Source organism: Nonomuraea sp. NPDC051941 (genome assembly GCF_044593615.1).
Genome location: NZ_JBIUCF010000013.1, coordinates 171,035 through 186,740, shown reverse-complemented (window position 1 = coordinate 186,740; position 15,706 = coordinate 171,035). Strand labels below are relative to the sequence as shown.

Here is a 15,706-nt window from a genome sequence, read left to right as displayed (position 1 = left end):
ACAGACCCGCGAGGCGCGCGAACGTTACAGGCGGATTTTCGTGTAACGGATGGGACGTGACCGGGACTAGGTCACATGGAGCGGGCAGCGGACGACCTCGGATGCGACGACGTGCTGGAGCTGCTCACGGACTATCTGGAGGCGGCGCTCCCGGCGGGACGACGGCGGCGGGTCGCGGACCATCTGGACGCCTGCCCGGCGTGTTCGGAGTGGCGGGCGCAGATCCTGGCGACGATCGCGGCGCTCGGCTGCCTGCGTGACGACGTCATGCCGGCACCGGTGCTCGCCGCGCTGCGGGCGAGCTTCCGTATAAGCCCCGGCTCATAACCGGCGCCGCTCACGGAAGGCGGACATGAGCCGGTCGCGCATGTCGGCGGGCAGCTTCTCCGGATGCGGGTCGCCGAGGGCGTCGATGGTCGCGCGGAACTGCTCGACGTAGCGCTCGCACCCCTCGCAGCAGGCCAGGTGCGCCCGGACGCCGTCGTGGGCGGGCCGGTCGAGGGCGTCCTCAAGGTAGGCGGTGATGAGTCCCGCCAGCTCGTCGCAGGTGAACCGCTTCACGACGTCGACCGCCCTTGCCTCTGGATATGAACCGTTTCACTTATTGTCGCCGCTTCGCCGCCCAGGAGAAGCCCACCGGCTACTCCGGCTGCTTCACGGACTCGAAATAGTCCGCTAGCCAGCCGCGCACGGCCGTGCGGGCGCGATGCAGCAGCACCCGCTGGTTGGCCTCGGAGATCTCCAGGATCTCGCACACCTCCTCGGACGTGCACCCTTCCACGTCACGCAAGGTGATCACGATCCGCTGCCGGGGAGGCAGCCTCGCCAGCCCTTCGGCGATCAGCCCGCGCACCTCCGAGGCGAGCGCCTCGCTCTCCGGTGTCGGCCAGGTCGCGGGGAGCTCCTTCCAGCCGCCCGGCAGCACCGCGTCGAAGCCCTGGTCCGCCACCGAGACGCCGTCGTGCTCGAAGGAGCTCCACGGCAGCGTGCGGCTCTCGCGGGCGCCGCGCTTCTTCGCGGTGTTGATCAGGATGCGGTAGACCCACGTCTTGACCGACGAGCGGCTCTCGAACGCGTCGATCCCGCCGATCACCGCCAGCCACGTGTCCTGGACGACCTCCTCCGCGGAGTGGTCGGTGGACACGTAGGACCTGGCCACCCGCAACATGCCCCCGGACCAGGTGTCGAGCAGCGCCGCGAACATCGCCTCGTCCCCGGCGCGCAGGGCCGTGACGACGACGTCATCCGGGGGCAGCTCACCGCCCGCGAGAGACCCCACGATCGCTTCCCTCCGCTCGAACGCTGAGACATCCATGGCATCGGGACCGATCGCCGGCCCTCGCCCGGGACATACCGCCCCACGCTAATCCTTCCCACTGACGTTCTTCCGTCTCGGCGGAAGGCCACAAGATGTGTATTTTTCGGATAAACAGGTCAGAACCTTCCCAAAGGCGCAGTTCACGACGTTACGGGCCCGTGATCCCGCTCCCTTTGGACCAGACTCCCAAAGTTCCGGACATCCCCGGCGCCACATCCTGGTGGAGATCCATCCTCGGGGCGATAGTCGGCATCATGTTCGATATCTCCCTCGACCGCAGTGTCCGCTTCGCCGTCCAAGGGGCCTGGGCACCCTGATGCCGGCCTGAACCGCACTCCTCCGGCGGCCGCGGTCGCGGCCGCCGGAGGAGGCATGACGCCTGCGATGGGCCACGGGTTCACTTGCGGTTGATCAAAAAAGCTTGAGCGTCGCCTTCCGGGGTGGCTCGCGTCGCAATCCCCCTCCCGTAATTACTTTCTGTCGTGGCATACATCTGTCTGTAACCGAGGGGGATTTCATGCTCCGTCGTATCCTGGCGGGCGGGCTCGCTCTGACCGCCACCGGTCTCGTTCTGGCAACCGGCCCTGCCGTGTACGCCGACGAACTCAAGGCCCCGTACGCGCGGGCCGGGGCGGTCGTCGACGCGGACGGCAGGCTCAACCTGGGCAAGAACATCGTCGCGACCTGGCGGGCGGCCACCGGCAAGTACTGCGTGCAGGTCGCCCAAGACGTCGACGTGACCGAGGCGGTCATCCAGATCACCGCGCGCCACGCGCTGCGACTGCCGCACATCGCCTTCAGGAACCCCTCGGCGACCTGCCACCGGACCAACACCGTCACGGTCAACGTCTTCAACCCCCACACGGCGCGGCTCGCCGACTCCGGTTTCGACCTCTCCATCTCCTGATCCGGACCGAAGGGACAACCAATGAAGAACATCAGGCGCATTGCCGCAGGAGTGCTCGCCGCTGCCGCCGTCCTGACGCCGGTCGCCGCCCACGCGGACACGCCGTACGCCCAGGCGTCGGCCGAGGTGGACATGGACGGTTCCCTGATCGAGGGCAGCCACGTCAACGACGTCTGGCACCCGTACAGGGGCGTCTACTGCGTGTCCGTCGACGAGAGCGTGGACTTCACCGGCGCGACGGCGATCCACGTCACGCCCATCGGCGAGTACTCCGCTCCCCGCTCGCTGTCCGTCGAGCTCAATCCGTCGTCGGCGTGCGGCGAGAACCGCCTGGACACCATCGCCGTCTACAGCCAGGTCGGCTTCAGGGTGCGGGGCGACTCGGCGTTCTACCTGTCCGTCTCCTGACGCCGCCAGGGCCGCGCGCGACGAACGCGATGCGCGCGGCCCTGCCGCCTGGCGGCCTCGGCTTCTGACAGAGGAGTTACGCCGCATTTCCCGGCAAAAGCGCAGATCAGCGACCTGCAGTCGGAGCGAATCCCCTCCGGGGCACCGGTGAATACAGCATCCTGGGCATGCCATCACGCTCACCCCGCCCCCTTCAGCCGAGGAGGTCGCGTGACCCGGTACGCCATAGATCACAGCCGCAACATGCTCATCGCCCAATGGAGCACCGGCATCGGCGACAGCGCCACCACCGTCGCCGAACTGCCCCGGGCCCGTTCCCCCTGGGACGCCCTGCGGCTGGCCACGTCCCTGACCGACCTGTCGCAGGCCTGCTGGCGCTGCTACACCCATCCGGCCAGCACCGCGGAGCGGCACGGGCCCAACAGCCTGGGCTGGTACCGGCAGTGCGAACGCGACGCCTTCGCCGCCATCGTCCCCGCGCTGACCAGCCCGGGTCCTTCCATCGGCAGCCCGTTCCCCACGGCGACCACCAGGGTCGAGGACAGCGCCCATCGCGTCGGCCGTTCCCTGCGCGCCTTCGACATCTCGCAGCTCACGGTCCGCATCATCACCGAGGTCACCGACGAGCTGGCCGCCATCGAGCAGGCCGAGCTCGGCGACCTGTCCGACCGCGCCCAGCAGGCCGTCGTCCTCAGCCGCGAGGACGCCTCCCCTCTCCAGGTCGCCCAGGCCGACGGCCTGCTGCACCGGCACCCCTTCGGCCCCGAGGAGCTGTTCACCCACGTGGATCCGGCCGCGGCCGCCATCGCCGCCGCGCACTGGCTCTACGCGGCGGCCTCCACCACCGCCCGCCGCGCCCGCCTGCACCCGGCGCAGGTCGTGGCCCGGGTCGACGGCATCAGGCCGCTCGTCCAGGAGAGCCTCACCGAGATCGTGACCTCGATAGGCGCGGGCATGTCCCCCCGGCAGGCCGTCATGCCGATGATCCGCCACGCGCTGCACATCGCCGAGGGCCACCTCAGCGGCGTCACGGAGGCCAGATACCGCATCACCGCGGCGGAGGAGCTCGCCGAGCGGGCCCACGCCGACCACCCCGAGCTCGGGCTCGACTTCGACGCCGTCTACCTGCCGATCACCCCGCTCGACCCGGCCCGCCCGGCCCTCGACCTGCTGGAGAACCTGCTGGAGGCCATCCACGGCTGCTGGCTGCTGGACGTGCACCGCGTGCACCCGCTGGGCACCCTCGTCGATGAGAGCACCGATCCGCTGCGGCGGGGTCCGGTCGAGGCGTTCCTGGCGGAGGTCAGGCAGGAGGCGGCCGTCCGCCACGAGGATCTGCTGTAGCGAGCCGACAGTTTCAGGCCTTTCGAAATGAGCCGGCCCCATGGCGGCCGTTGATTAGTGTCGCTCTCCTTGATCACCTCACTGGGGGAGCAACATGCGAAAGATATCGGCATACGTCGGGGCCCTGGCGCTGGCGAGCGCGGTGGTCGTGGGCTCGGTCGCGCCCTCCGCGTCGGCGGCCACGGCCCACAGCGTCACGGCGGGCGTCGAGCGTACGACGTGGTTGAACCCGGGTCAGCTGCTCAAGGCGGGTGACTCCGTACGGTCGTCCGGCGGCGACTACGTCCTGCAGCAGCAGACCGACGGCAACCTGGTCCTGTACCGGGGCAGCACGGCGCTGTGGAGCAGCCAGACCGGCGACAGCCCGGGCGCGTTCGCCGCCATGCAGGAGGACGGGAACCTGGTCGTCTACCGCGGCAAGACCCCGCTGTGGGCCTCGAACACCGACACCCCCGGCGCCCGCCTGGGCGTCCAGGACGACGGGAACCTGGTCATCTACGCCGGCAAGACCCCGCTGTGGACCCGCCACGCCACGATCAGCGTGCTCAAGCCCGGCTACGGGCTCAAGCCCAACCAGTACGTACGCTCCCGCAACGGCGACTACCAGTTCGCCATGCAGGAGGACGGCAACCTCGTGCTCTACAAGGCCGGCAAGGCCCTGTGGGACTCGAAGACGGGCGGGAACCCGGGCGCGCGGCTGGAGATGCAGAAGGACGGCAACCTGGTCGTCTACAAGGGCACGACGCCGCTGTGGGACTCCAAGACCGGCAAGAACCCCGGCGCGCGGCTGGAGATGCAGGACGACGGCAACGTCGTCATCTACGACGGCAAGCGCCCGCTCTGGTCCACCGAGACGGGCCGCTAGTTCCGGGTGAACCTCCTCGACGACGACGGCCAGGTCGTCGAGGAGGCCGTCAACCACAGTGCGCTCGCGCCGTCGCGACGGCGCGAGACCTGGGTGCGGCCATCGCTTGGTCCTCCCGGCGTCTATGACCTGGACCGCCGAAGGGCGATGGCCGCGGGTAACAGTCTGACGCCTCTGCGTGAACAGCGCAGCTCATCATCGCAAATGGCGGCGGCGGTGGCGGTTACTCCCGGTATCGGCAGCAGTTCGTCCGGTAATGGCGCTATATCAATATGTGCATGCCTTGAGGAAGATACTTAGCGCTGTACGTACCTCCATGCGGCAGATTCCGGTTTCGGGAGGTACGAATGCATCGCAGAGTCGTCCTGCTCTCCGCCGTCGCGCTCGCTCTGGCGGGCGCTCTGGTCCCGGCGGGCGCCGCCCAGGCGAGCGCACCGAGCGGCCTCGGTCCCAGGCCCGTCGGCTGGTCCGGCGCGGACTCCTGGTCGGAACGCAGGAGCGTCCTGCAGTACTGGACACCACAGCGCATGCTGGCGGCGCAGCCGCTGGGGGACCCGCCGCCGCGCCGCAGCCAGTCGAGCGGGCCGACCGAGGGCTCCCCGTGGGCCAGCCGGAACGGCTCGGTCCAGCGCTCTTCCTGGTCGACCGGCAGCGGCGCCGCCACCCGGGGCGCGGCCTGGTCGGTCGCCGGCACCCAGGCCGTCAACCAGCGACTGCAGGCCGTGGTGCCCAACAGCCCCGGCCTGCGGTGGACCGACGGCGGCGCCATCGTCCGCACCACCGGGCGCGTCTTCTTCACCACCGCGGAGGGCGGCAACGCCTCCTGTTCGGGTTCGGCAGTGACCAGCGCCAATGAGAGCGTCGTGATGACCGCCGGGCACTGCGTGAAGATGAACGGGGCCGCGCACCGCAACTGGGTGTTCGTGCCCGGGTTCGACAACGGGCGGCGCCCGTTCGGCACCTGGGTCGCCACCAGCTTGCTCACCACGCAGCAGTGGAACGCCAACGAGGACATCAACTTCGACGTCGCCGCCGCCGTGGTCGCGCCTCTGCAGGGGCAGACGCTGACCGACGTGGTCGGCGGGCAGGGGATTGCGTTCAACCAGCCCAGGGGACGGCAGATGTTCTCCTTCGGCTATCCGGCGGCCGCGCCCTTCGACGGCTCCCGGCTGATCTACTGCAGCGGGCGCACGTTCAACGACACCGTCCAGACCAGGGACCAGGGCCTGCGCTGCAACATGACCGGCGGGTCGAGCGGCGGGCCGTGGTTCCAGGGGTTCAACGAGTCCACCGGGCTGGGCTGGCTGAACTCGGTCAACAGCTTCAAGTACGACTTCGCCCCCCAGTTCATGTTCGGGCCCTTCTTCGGGAACGAGGCAATGGCCGTCTACCAGTCCGCCCAGCGCGCCAACGCGGCCTGAGTCCGCTCGGCTTTCAAGGCGATTGCCTTAATAAGGCGGCCGACTTATATTCGGAAGGGTCAGGCTTCCGAGCTGGAGGACACATGACCGCTGACGCGATCCCCGATTTCCCGTTCGACCGCCCCACCGCCCTGGAGCCGCCGCCACAGCTGGCGGAGCTGCGGGACAAGTGCCCGGTGTCGCACGTACGGCTGCCGAGCGGGGACGTGGCCACCCTGGTGACCAGGTACGACGATGCCCGCGCCGTCATGGCGGACCCGCGCTTCAGCCGCAACCTCGCCAGGGAGGGAGCCGCCCGGCTGTCCACCACCAAGGACGGCGGGCTGTTCAACCGGCGTAACGAAGGCACCATGGACATCAGGGAAGGGCAAGGCCACATGCGGTGGCGACGCCTGCTCAGCCGCTGGTTCACGGCGCGGAAGATGGAGGTGTGGCGGGTCAAGGTCCAGGCGATGACCGACGACCTGCTGGACGCGATGCTGGCCAAGGGCTCCCCCGGCAACCTGTCGGCCGGGCTGGGCCTGCCGCTCCCGGTCCGGGTCATCTGCGCGCTGGTCGGCGCGCCGAGCGAGGACCAGGACAAGTTCGCGCACTGGTCCAGGACCATGCTCACGCTGACGCGCAACACCCAGGAGGAGGTCGACCAGGCGTACCAGGAGTTCACCTCGTACGTGTCCGACCTGGTCGACCACAACCGGGAGAACCCGGGCGACGACCTGCTCAGCGAGCTGACCCAGATCACCGACGCCGAGGACGGCCGGCTCAGCCAGGACGAGCTCATCTCCACCGTGCGCGGCCTGCTCCTGGCCGGCCACGAGACGACCTCGAACATGATCGCGATCATGGTGGCGATGCTGCTCGCCGACCGCGAGCGCTACGAGGCCGTGATCGACGACCCCGACCTGATCCCGGGCACCGTCGAGGAGGTGCTGCGCCTGGACAGCACGCTGTCGGTCATCGGCGGGGTGCCCCGGTTCATCACCGAGGACGTCGAGCTCAGCGAGGTCACGGTGCCCGCGGGCAGCACGCTGATCCCCAACATCCCCGCCGCCAACCGCGACCCGGCCAAGTTCACGGACCCCGACCGGTTCGACGCGCGGCGGCAGAACAGCAACCAGCACCTCACCTTCGGCGCCGGACCGCACTACTGCCTCGGCCAGCCGCTGGCCAGGCTAGAGCTCCAGGTCGTGCTGAGCACCCTGACGCGCAGGCTGCCCGGCCTGCGGTTGCGGGACGCCCCGGACGACCTGCGCCTTCGCACCGGAGGGCTGTCGGGAGGGCTCCAGGACGTATGGGTCACCTGGTGACCTCCTGAGCACGACGCCGGTGGACCGCTCGGCGGGCCGCCGGCGTCATCCGTGCTCGTGGCGAGGGCGATAATCGATCGGGGGACGGCACAGCAGGACGAGTTCAAGGATCGATCATGAAAGCCAGCACGGCGGTCGCCACGCCGTCACCCCGCTCGCTGCGCGCCCGCGACAAGCTCATGCACACCGCGGAGCGGCTCTACGCGGAGCACGGGTTCGCCAACGTCTCGATCAGGATGATCCGCGAGGCGGCGGGCCAGCGCAACAAGTCCGCCGTCCAATACCACTTCAGCACCCGCGACGAGCTGATCCAGGCGATCCTCGCGCGCCACGCGGCCGAGATCGACCGGCTCCGGGCCCCGATGGTGGCCGAGCTGGAGTCCTCGGGCGAGGTGTCGCGCCGCGATTGGATCACCTGCGTCATCGCCCCGAGCATCGAGCACCACATCGAGCTGGGCACCCCGTCCTGGTACGGGCGCTTCCTCGCCCAGGCCGTCGTGGAGCCGTCCCTGCGCGACCACACGACCGAGGCGAGCGTGAGCACGCCGTCGTTCCAGCGCCTGGAGCAGCTGCGACCCCCGCGCGGGCAGGAGCGCGACCCCGAGCTGATCGAGCGGTACGCGTCCATGACCCGCCTGCTCATCGTGCACATGTGCGCCGAGCTCGAAGGCGACCTGGCCTCCGGACGGGTCGATCCGACCACCGCCGAACGGTCGTGGCGCGAGCTGGGCGAAAACCTGGTCACCGCGGTCTGCGGTCTCAGCTCCGCCCTCCTCGACCAGGAGACCGGCCCCACGCCGGGCTAGGAGGTGGTCAGCGGTGGCGGCGTGGCCGGGCCAGCAGGATGACCATCGCCCCGGCGCCGATCGCGAACAATGCCGCGGCGGTGACCAGCCACGGCATCCCGGTGTACCCGGTGAGCCGGTACGCGGTCGCCGGCCCTGGCTGGGCCCGCGCGCCGGCGGCGGGACCAGGGGCGGTGTTGCGGAAGACGACGTCCGAGCAGGAGTAATAGGTGTCCGGCGTGTCGGAGTTCTGCCAGATCGTGTAGATCAGGTGGCGACCGGTCCGGCCCGAGGGCAGGCGGCCCCTGATCGCGTACGAGCCGTCCGTCAGCTTCGGATCGGTGACCTGGAGGAAGGGCTTGCGCTCCAGGTCGGCCCACTTCAGCGGCTTGGTCGGGTCGTAACCCTTCTTCGTCACGTACAGCCGGAACGTGCCCTGGTGCGGGATCGTGCCGCGGTAGCGGAAGGTGAAGCGCACCCCCGGCTTGAGCGTGGTCGCGGGCCAGTCGGCGCGCGCGAGGTCGAGCCCCTTGAACTCCGGGATGCCGCCGCTGCACAGCTTGCCGTCCGGGATCGTCTCGCGGTCCCTGCCGGCGACGTTCGCCACCCGCAGGTTGTCCCATTCCGCGGTCGCCGTCTTCCCCCCGGCCGCCACGGCGGCGCGGCAGGCGGCCGGCCGCGTCTTCAGCGGGCTGTCGGCGCCGCAGGCCGCCGCCCGGCTGAGCGGGCTCTCCAATGCTCCGTGCGCGCCCGCGGGAGCGGTGATCAGGCCCAGCGACAGCAGCGCTCCGACGCCTACGCTCGTGATCCGGTGCCGCACGTGGCCGTCCTCCTCGCATAGTCCTGCAACGAGGTACGGCCACCCGCCCCCACAGGTTCATGAAGACCTGGTAGAAAAGGCAAAAACCGCAGATGCGACATATGAGGTGAAGCTCTCGTGACAGATCATTCACCCCTGGATCCCGCACTCCTCTCCAGGATCGACACCAGCAAGCCGCATCAGGCCAGGGTCTGGAACTTTTGGCTGGGTGGAAAGGACAACTATCCGGCCGACCGCCAACTGGCCGAGAAACTCCGGGACATCTATCCGGGCATGGAGGACATCGCCCGCCATTCCCGCGTCTTCTTGGGACGTTCCGTTCGATATCTCGCCGGAACGGTAGGAATCAGGCAGTTCTTGGACATCGGTACGGGCTTGCCGACCGTTGATCACACCCACGAGGTGGCACAACGGGTGGATCCCACCAGCCGGGTGGTGTACGTGGACAACGACCCCCTTGTCCTGGTGCACGCGCAAGCCCTGCTCACCAGCGACCCCCGCGGCGCCTGCGACTACATCGAGGCCGACGTCCGCGACCCCGGCACCATCCTGGAGTTCGCCTCCAAGACACTCGACCTGAGCCGCCCGACCGCGCTCATGCTCCTCGGCGTGATGGGCACGGTCTTCGACGACGACGAGGCGTACCGGCTGGTCGAGCACCTGCTCGGCGCGCTGCCCTCGGGCAGCTACCTGGTGTTCGAGGACGGCACGAACATCGTCAAGCCCGACGCCGCCGCGGAGGCCGAGCGGCTGCGCGACAAGGGCGAGGTCTACGAGTACCGGCTGCGGACCCCCGAGGAGATCGCGCGGTTCTTCGACGGGCTGGAGCTGGTGGAGCCGGGCATCGTGTCCGTCTCCCGCTGGCAGGTGGAGTCCGACGTGTTCGGGCTGCCGCCGGAGGTCGACGCGTTCTGCGGGGTCGCGCGCAAGCCGTGACGGTCAGAGCTCGGCGATGATCTCGCGCAGGAGCGCCGGGGTGGCGGTCGGGGGCGAGGCGTGCACGCCGAGCTCGTCCATCAGCCTCTGGTACGGCAGGACGTCCGCCCTCTTGGTGAGGTACTGGGCGTTGGTCAGCTGTTCGAGGTAGACGACGTCGTGCAGCTCGAACTGCGGGAAGCGCAGGATGGTGACGGGGCCGACGCCGCCCATGGCCCAGCCGCAGCCGAACGGGACCACCTGCACGGTGATGTGAGGCCGCGCGGCCATCCGGCCGAGGTGTTCGAGCTGGCCGCGCATGATCGCGGGGCTGCCGACCTGGTGCCGGAGCACCGCCTCGTCCAGCACCACCCAGAGCTTGCGTGACGTGGGCGGCTCGAGAATGAGCCGGCGGCGCATCCGTACCTCGACCCGGCGCTCGATCCGCTCCTCGGACTCGCCCTTGTTGCCCATGGTGAAGATCGCGCGGGCGTAGTCCTCGGTCTGCAGCAGGCCGGGCACGAACTGCATCTCGTGGACGCGGATCAGCGAGGCATCCTGCTCCAGCCCCAGGTACGCCTCGAACCAGTCGGGGATCACGTCGCGGTAGTCGTGCCACCAGCTGGGCTCGTTGGCCTGCTTGGCCAGGGCGAGCAGGGCCGCGCGCTCGGCCTCGTCGGCGACGCCGTACATGATGAGCAGGTCGGAGACGTCACGCGGCTTGAAGCTCGTGCGCCCGCCCTCCATGCGGCTGATCTTGGAGTGTGAGCTGCGGATGGCGTAGCCGGCGTCCTCCCGGGAGATCCCGGCGGACTCGCGCAGCCGTCGCAATTGCGCACCCACGAGAATACGCAGCGCGGTCGACCCGGAGTGGGCGGCATCACCACCGAGCGTTTCCGCCAGGTCACCCATGCCGTGAGCAGTCGACATCCATATCCTCAATCGGCAACTCGCCACAGTCCGGTCCCGCCGTCAATATTGCCACGGGAGTCGCGACAGAGCGGATATTTCCTTGTGTCGCCGGAGGCGTGGTGCGGCGGCCCGGCTCGTCCGGGTGCGAGCGGGACCGCCCTCATGACCGGGTACGCCTCAGACGGCGACGTCCCCGCACACGTGCACCTCCACACCGAGCCGCTGGAAGAACGCCGCCTTCGCCACCAGCGCCTTGTCGGCCGTGGCGGCGTCGGGAGCGTAGGCGACCTGGACGTGATTGGCCTTGTGGCGGGCCATGAACTGGTCGCGATCGACCCCGTGGTGCACGACGTGCGCGATCGGCCACTCGGGGTTGGTGGCCGCCCACCGCCGCTCGGTCTCCTCCTCCGGCAGCTCCACGACGGAGGCGCGGCCGAGGTCGAGCTGGAGCCGGGCCTCGGCGATGTAGAGCCGGGACCAGACGATCTCGCCCGGCTTGCTCACGCCCTTGATGGTGCCGCCGCCGGCGGGGAAGTACATCGGGTTCTGCCGCCAGCTCACCGCACCCGCGTACCCGCCGGTCAGGTGGGACGGCGGCACGGAGCCGGAGATCTCGTAGACCCAGACGAAGTCGTCGCCGTACTGCTCGCCCCAGCGCACGTCGTGCAGCGTGGTCGCGGGGTCGAGGCCCATGGCGGTCCACACCCGGTTGGTCACCAGCGCGTCCACGGCCACGCCCTCGTCCGCCTCGTTGAAGTGCGGCAGCGGGGCGCCGTCGTAGAGCACGCGGGCGCCGTCGCGGCTGGTCACCGGCGGGCGTACGACGTTGTTGAGCAGGCCCTCCGCCAGGTCGGAGGCCGGGGTCAGGTCCTTCAGGCCCTGCTGGTACTGGATCCCGACGGCGTCGAGGCCGAAGTCGTCGGCGATCCGCAGCGCGGCGACGTACATCTTGAGCTGCTCGCTCAGCTGCCGGTCGGTGAGCTCCGTGGCCTCGTCGGCGCCGGTGGCGAAGCGCATCCCGGCGGCGTCGAGCCACGCGCGCACGGCCGCCGCCTCGGCGTCCGGCACCTTGAGCATCTCGGCGTACAGGGCGCTCTGCGACAGCCGCTCCTTGTAGATCCCGAGGGGGTTGAGCAGCTCGTCGTCGATGATCGCGTTGTACATGCCCATGCAGCCCTCGTCGAACACGCCGATGATGGCCTTGTCGCGCAGCAGCTCCTCGGCCAGCGCGAGGCCGAGCCCGGACTCCGGGCCGGGCGGCAGCGGGGGCAGCGGGCGGACGTGCGAGGAGTCGTGCGCGATGTGGCCGGTCCGCACCCAGCTCGCGAGGCCGTCCAGGAAGTAGCGGTCGGTGAAGTCGACGGACCAGATCGTCGAGTACGCGCGGCCCATCTTGGTCAGGCCGGCGTTGAGCCCGAGCAGGCCGACCAGGCCGGGCCAGGTGCCGTCGAAGTTGGCGACGGTGAGGATCGGACCCCGGTGGGTACGGAGCCCGGCCAGCACGTGGTGGCTGTACTGCCACACGGCCTCGGCGACGATCAGCGGCGCGTCGGCGGGGATGGCCTTGAAGACCTCCAGGCCCATCCGCTGGCTGTCGATGAAGCCGTGCCCCTTGGCGGGATCCACCTCGTGCGCGCGGACCACCGTCCAGCCGAGGTCGTCGAACGCCGCCGAGACGGCCTTCTCCAGGCTCTCCTGGGCGGCCCAGCCGGCGACGTTGGCCGACAGGCGCAGGTCTCCGCTGGCGATCAGGTACGCGGTGCGCGGCGCGACGGGCTGCTCCGCGCGGGGAACGGGCATGCGGTACGGGCTGGTCATGGCGTCTTCTGCTCCAGATCTGCGAGGGGCAGCCGGGCGAGGACGATGCCCCTGCGCTGCCAGGTGTAGGTGACGAGGAGGTCGTCGGGGGTGACGACGGCGAAGGGATAGCTGTATTCGGCGACGCCGCTGGTCACGACGCCGTCGTCACCGGGCGCGAACCCCGGGGCGGCGGCGCCGGCCGGCGGCAGCCGGGGCACGGCGGGGTCTATGGAGAGCACGCCGTCGTCCAGGGTCGGACCGGCGTGCCAGGTCAGCCCGTCGTCGTCCGACAGCGAGACGACGAGCGGGCAGCGGCTGCCCCACGACTCGGCGGCCGGGTTGTGCACGCAGGCCGCCCGCCCGGCCGGCAGCGCGACCACCGTGAGGCCGCTGTTGTTGTTCGGCAGGCCCGTGGGCTCGGCGGGCGTCCAGGTGCGCCCGACGTCGGGGGAGGTCGAGCGGTACGCCCGCCCCTCGGTGCTGCGCATCAACGCGACCGGGCCGCTCCCACCCCACCACAGCGCGGGCTGGATGTGCCCGGCGCCGGTGAGCGCGTCGTGGTCCACGGGGATCGGGGCAAGCGTCCAGGTCTGCCCGCCGTCGTCGGACACGTCCACGAACGGGTCCCACCGGGGCGGCTCGCCCCACCGCTCCGTCGAGCCGGGCGCCAGCCAGGGGCCACCGCCGGGTGCGAGCAGGGGCGGGTTCTTGACGGGGCCGCGGCCGCCGGACCGGTCTCCCGGGACGAGCTCGCGTACCGGCTCCCACGTGACGCCGCCGTCATGCGAGCGGGTGACCAGCGTGATCCACTCGGAGATGCGCGCGCCGGCCTTGCAGAACAGCCACAGGGCGCCGTCGGGGCCGCTCGCCAGCACCGGATTCCAGTGGGCGACGTCCCGGCCCGTCTCCAGGGTGCGCACCTCGCCGCTCCGGGCGATGCGGATGCGGTTGTCGGGCGTGCCCTCCCTGGTACCCGCGAACCACGCGACGACGGGAGTGCCGTCCGCCACCGTGAGCGTGGACGCGTGGCACTGCGTCCAGCGGGGGTCGTCGACGGTCACGAACTCGCGGTGGATCCGCTCGGCCTCGCTCATCTGGTCACCCGCGCCGTGATCATCGTGCTCGGGCGGTCTCGGCCAGTCGCGCGATGCGCTGCCGCTGCTCCGGGCCGATCTCGGGCGCCGGCATGCGGAGGGCGCCCGTACCGCGGCCCAGGAGGCTCAGCGCCAGCTTGATGCCCTCCACGGTGCCGCCGAGTGCGGCCAGCACCTCGTCCACCCGAGCCTGCTTGGAACGTTCCGCTTCGGCGTCCCCGGCGGCCACGGCGTCGGCGAGCCGCGCGAACGGGTCCGGGAAGGCCGACGAGAGACCCGAGACGACCCCGTTGCCGCCGCCGCGGACGACCTCGGCGAGCCTGGTGTCCGAGCCCGACCACAGCCCGGCCGAGGCGGGCAGCGCCGCGCGGTACTCGGCGAACCGGTCGGCGGCCAGACCGCTCAGCTTGGCCCCGGCCAGCCCGGTCTCGGCGACCATCGCGGCGAAGTCCGCGGGCTCGACGACCACGCCGGAGCGCTCGCTGAACAGGTAACCGTAGACGGCGGCCGGACCGGCCGCCGTCGTCACCGCGGCGAAGTGCCGCAGCACGGCGCCGTTGTCGGCGGGCAGGTAGTACGGGGTCAGCGTGGCCAGCCTGCGCGCCCCCATCGCGACGGCGTCGCGGGTCAGCGCCACCGCCTCCCGGGTGGCCGCGGCGCCGACGTGCACCACGACCCGGTCGGGGCCGAACACGGCCAGCGCGGTCTCGGTCACCGCCCGGCGCTCGGCCCGGTCCAGCGCCGGGAACTCGCCGGTGGTGCCGCACACGAAGACACCGTCGACGCGACTCGCGAGATCCGTGAAGTGCGCCTTGGCGGTGGCGTGGTCGAGCTCGCCCGCCTCGTCGAAGAAGGTCGGGACGGCGGAGAGGATCTCGGCGCGGCGCCGGGTGTTTTCTGGCATGGCAAGGCCTCGGTTCGTCAGTGGTTTTCGTTGTCGAGGCGCGGCGGGCCTCAGCTCGTTGAGGGATGGCAGGCGAAGGAGGGCCCCGGACCCCTGGAAGGTCCGGCGCGGGCGGTGGGACGAGGAGGCTAGAGGGCGGGCTGGGTGCGCTCCCGCTCGATCAGCGTCGCGCGGATCCGGTCGCAGGAGCCGTCGAGGTGCGACACGAGCGCGACGAGCGCGGCGCCGACGTCGCCCGAGCGGACGACGTCCCGCAGATCGGCGTGGTCCTGCGCGACGGGGACCAGGTCACGGGCGGTGTTGGTGATCTCCAGCACCGCCGCGAACAGCGGCCGGTGCAGCGCCCACGTGGCGGTGAGCCACCGGTTGTCGCCGATCACGTAGAAGCCGCTGTGGAAGTCGAGGTCCGCGGCGGCGAACTTGGCGGCGTCGCGGTCGTCCGCGGCGGCGCGCATCTGCTCGACGGCCTCGTCGATCGAGGTCCAGTCGGCGGCGTCGAGGCGGGCGATGGTCTCCTTGATGGCCAGGCTCTCCAGAGCGCCGCGCAGCGAGTAAAGCTCCTGGAGATCTTTGTCGGACAACCCGCGGACGAAGACCCCCCGCTTGCGCGTCTCGACCAGCCCTTCGATCTCCAGCTGGCGAAGCGCGTCGCGGACCGGCCCGCGACTCACCCCGAACTGCTCCGCGATCCGGCCCTCGACCAGGTGCGTCCCCACGATCAGCTCGCCACGCACGATGAGCGAGCGGAGCTGGATGAGCAACTGATCACCGAGCGGTGGATTACGCAGCGGATTGGTGATCGTCACCAGCTCTCCTCTCTTCTTCCCGCCCGAAGGTTCTTCGCGGAACGGAGACTATCCCGCACAACTCCATACGGTCAACGTTAACGGATGACCGTTGACGGTT

General features: G+C 70.4%; 17 protein-coding genes. 9 read left to right on the top strand and 8 right to left on the bottom strand.

Translation table 11 applies throughout. The features are described 5' to 3' along the window. Positions 1-75 precede the first annotated feature (75 nt). Positions 76-327: a zf-HC2 domain-containing protein gene (locus ACIHFD_RS23125; protein ID WP_355193915.1), complete on the top strand. Its 252-nt coding sequence runs from the start codon at positions 76-78 to the stop codon at positions 325-327. Here the strand turns inward: ACIHFD_RS23125 and ACIHFD_RS23120 are convergent. Next, on the bottom strand, positions 322-561 hold the full coding sequence (locus ACIHFD_RS23120) for an anti-sigma factor family protein (protein WP_397368649.1): 240 nt from the start codon (positions 559-561) through the stop codon (positions 322-324). The genes ACIHFD_RS23125 and ACIHFD_RS23120 overlap by 6 nt on opposite strands. Positions 562-640: 79 nt before the next feature. Continuing rightward, the gene (locus tag ACIHFD_RS23115; RefSeq protein ID WP_350723388.1) at positions 641-1,279 is read right to left on the bottom strand and encodes a sigma-70 family RNA polymerase sigma factor; all 639 of its coding nucleotides are present in this window, start codon (positions 1,277-1,279) and stop codon (positions 641-643) included. Positions 1,280-1,835: 556 nt separating this feature from the next. Between ACIHFD_RS23115 and ACIHFD_RS23110 the strand changes: the two genes are divergently transcribed. The 7 genes from ACIHFD_RS23110 to ACIHFD_RS23080 all read left to right on the top strand — a co-directional run bounded on the left by ACIHFD_RS23110 (position 1,836) and on the right by ACIHFD_RS23080 (position 8,376). Beyond that, positions 1,836-2,225: a hypothetical protein gene (locus tag ACIHFD_RS23110; protein ID WP_350723390.1), complete on the top strand. Its 390-nt coding sequence runs from the start codon at positions 1,836-1,838 to the stop codon at positions 2,223-2,225. A gap of 21 nt (positions 2,226-2,246) precedes the next feature. Beyond that, positions 2,247-2,633, top strand: a complete 387-nt coding sequence (locus tag ACIHFD_RS23105) for a hypothetical protein (protein ID WP_397368648.1) — start codon at positions 2,247-2,249, stop codon at positions 2,631-2,633. 210 nt (positions 2,634-2,843) lie between these two features. Continuing rightward, the gene (locus ACIHFD_RS23100; RefSeq protein WP_355193912.1) at positions 2,844-3,977 is read left to right on the top strand and encodes a hypothetical protein; all 1,134 of its coding nucleotides are present in this window, start codon (positions 2,844-2,846) and stop codon (positions 3,975-3,977) included. A gap of 94 nt (positions 3,978-4,071) precedes the next feature. Further along, positions 4,072-4,842 (top strand): hypothetical protein, encoded by a 771-nt coding sequence (locus ACIHFD_RS23095; protein ID WP_397368647.1) that lies wholly within the window; start codon positions 4,072-4,074, stop codon positions 4,840-4,842. A gap of 347 nt (positions 4,843-5,189) precedes the next feature. Beyond that, complete coding sequence (locus ACIHFD_RS23090) at positions 5,190-6,263, top strand: peptidase (protein ID WP_350723397.1); 1,074 nt, start codon at positions 5,190-5,192, stop codon at positions 6,261-6,263. 83 nt (positions 6,264-6,346) lie between these two features. Continuing rightward, positions 6,347-7,570, top strand: a complete 1,224-nt coding sequence (locus ACIHFD_RS23085; RefSeq protein ID WP_397368646.1) for a cytochrome P450 — start codon at positions 6,347-6,349, stop codon at positions 7,568-7,570. 116 nt (positions 7,571-7,686) lie between these two features. Continuing rightward, on the top strand, positions 7,687-8,376 hold the full coding sequence (locus ACIHFD_RS23080) for a TetR/AcrR family transcriptional regulator (protein WP_397368645.1): 690 nt from the start codon (positions 7,687-7,689) through the stop codon (positions 8,374-8,376). Positions 8,377-8,383: 7 nt separating this feature from the next. On the opposite strand, the gene ACIHFD_RS23075 is transcribed toward ACIHFD_RS23080, so the two are convergent. Continuing rightward, complete coding sequence (locus tag ACIHFD_RS23075) at positions 8,384-9,175, bottom strand: lytic polysaccharide monooxygenase (protein ID WP_397368644.1); 792 nt, start codon at positions 9,173-9,175, stop codon at positions 8,384-8,386. Positions 9,176-9,292: 117 nt separating this feature from the next. Between ACIHFD_RS23075 and ACIHFD_RS23070 the strand changes: the two genes are divergently transcribed. Further along, on the top strand, positions 9,293-10,111 hold the full coding sequence (locus ACIHFD_RS23070) for an SAM-dependent methyltransferase (protein WP_355193903.1): 819 nt from the start codon (positions 9,293-9,295) through the stop codon (positions 10,109-10,111). 3 nt (positions 10,112-10,114) lie between these two features. Here ACIHFD_RS23070 and ACIHFD_RS23065 read toward each other — a convergent pair whose 3' ends face one another. From ACIHFD_RS23065 to ACIHFD_RS23045, 5 genes are all read right to left on the bottom strand, one after another. Next, complete coding sequence (locus ACIHFD_RS23065; protein WP_397368643.1) at positions 10,115-11,020, bottom strand: helix-turn-helix domain-containing protein; 906 nt, start codon at positions 11,018-11,020, stop codon at positions 10,115-10,117. A 159-nt stretch (positions 11,021-11,179) separates the two neighbouring features. Further along, positions 11,180-12,820: a hypothetical protein gene (locus tag ACIHFD_RS23060; RefSeq protein ID WP_397368642.1), complete on the bottom strand. Its 1,641-nt coding sequence runs from the start codon at positions 12,818-12,820 to the stop codon at positions 11,180-11,182. After that, positions 12,817-13,896: an exo-alpha-sialidase gene (locus tag ACIHFD_RS23055; RefSeq protein ID WP_397368641.1), complete on the bottom strand. Its 1,080-nt coding sequence runs from the start codon at positions 13,894-13,896 to the stop codon at positions 12,817-12,819. Before ACIHFD_RS23055 ends, ACIHFD_RS23060 begins: the two co-directional genes overlap by 4 nt. 19 nt (positions 13,897-13,915) lie before the next feature. Next, positions 13,916-14,800, bottom strand: a complete 885-nt coding sequence (locus ACIHFD_RS23050; RefSeq protein ID WP_397368640.1) for a dihydrodipicolinate synthase family protein — start codon at positions 14,798-14,800, stop codon at positions 13,916-13,918. A 128-nt stretch (positions 14,801-14,928) separates the two neighbouring features. Next, positions 14,929-15,606, bottom strand: coding sequence for a GntR family transcriptional regulator (locus tag ACIHFD_RS23045; RefSeq protein ID WP_397368639.1), 678 nt, complete (start codon positions 15,604-15,606; stop codon positions 14,929-14,931). Between the last annotated feature and the right edge of the window lie 100 nt (positions 15,607-15,706).

Excerpts from the sequence above, each read along its gene's own strand:
- ACIHFD_RS23110 (WP_350723390.1), top strand. The coding sequence starts at position 1,836 with ATGCTCCGTCGTATCCTGGCGGGCGGGCTCGCTCTGACCGCCACCGGT.
- ACIHFD_RS23060 (WP_397368642.1), bottom strand. The coding sequence starts at position 12,820 with ATGACCAGCCCGTACCGCATGCCCGTTCCCCGCGCGGAGCAGCCCGTC.
- ACIHFD_RS23055 (WP_397368641.1), bottom strand. The coding sequence starts at position 13,896 with ATGAGCGAGGCCGAGCGGATCCACCGCGAGTTCGTGACCGTCGACGAC.
- ACIHFD_RS23125 (WP_355193915.1), top strand. The coding sequence starts at position 76 with ATGGAGCGGGCAGCGGACGACCTCGGATGCGACGACGTGCTGGAGCTG.
- ACIHFD_RS23050 (WP_397368640.1), bottom strand. The coding sequence starts at position 14,800 with ATGCCAGAAAACACCCGGCGCCGCGCCGAGATCCTCTCCGCCGTCCCG.
- ACIHFD_RS23090 (WP_350723397.1), top strand. The coding sequence starts at position 5,190 with ATGCATCGCAGAGTCGTCCTGCTCTCCGCCGTCGCGCTCGCTCTGGCG.
- ACIHFD_RS23095 (WP_397368647.1), top strand. The coding sequence starts at position 4,072 with ATGCGAAAGATATCGGCATACGTCGGGGCCCTGGCGCTGGCGAGCGCG.
- ACIHFD_RS23080 (WP_397368645.1), top strand. The coding sequence starts at position 7,687 with ATGAAAGCCAGCACGGCGGTCGCCACGCCGTCACCCCGCTCGCTGCGC.
- ACIHFD_RS23065 (WP_397368643.1), bottom strand. The coding sequence starts at position 11,020 with ATGTCGACTGCTCACGGCATGGGTGACCTGGCGGAAACGCTCGGTGGT.
- ACIHFD_RS23105 (WP_397368648.1), top strand. The coding sequence starts at position 2,247 with ATGAAGAACATCAGGCGCATTGCCGCAGGAGTGCTCGCCGCTGCCGCC.
- ACIHFD_RS23085 (WP_397368646.1), top strand. The coding sequence starts at position 6,347 with ATGACCGCTGACGCGATCCCCGATTTCCCGTTCGACCGCCCCACCGCC.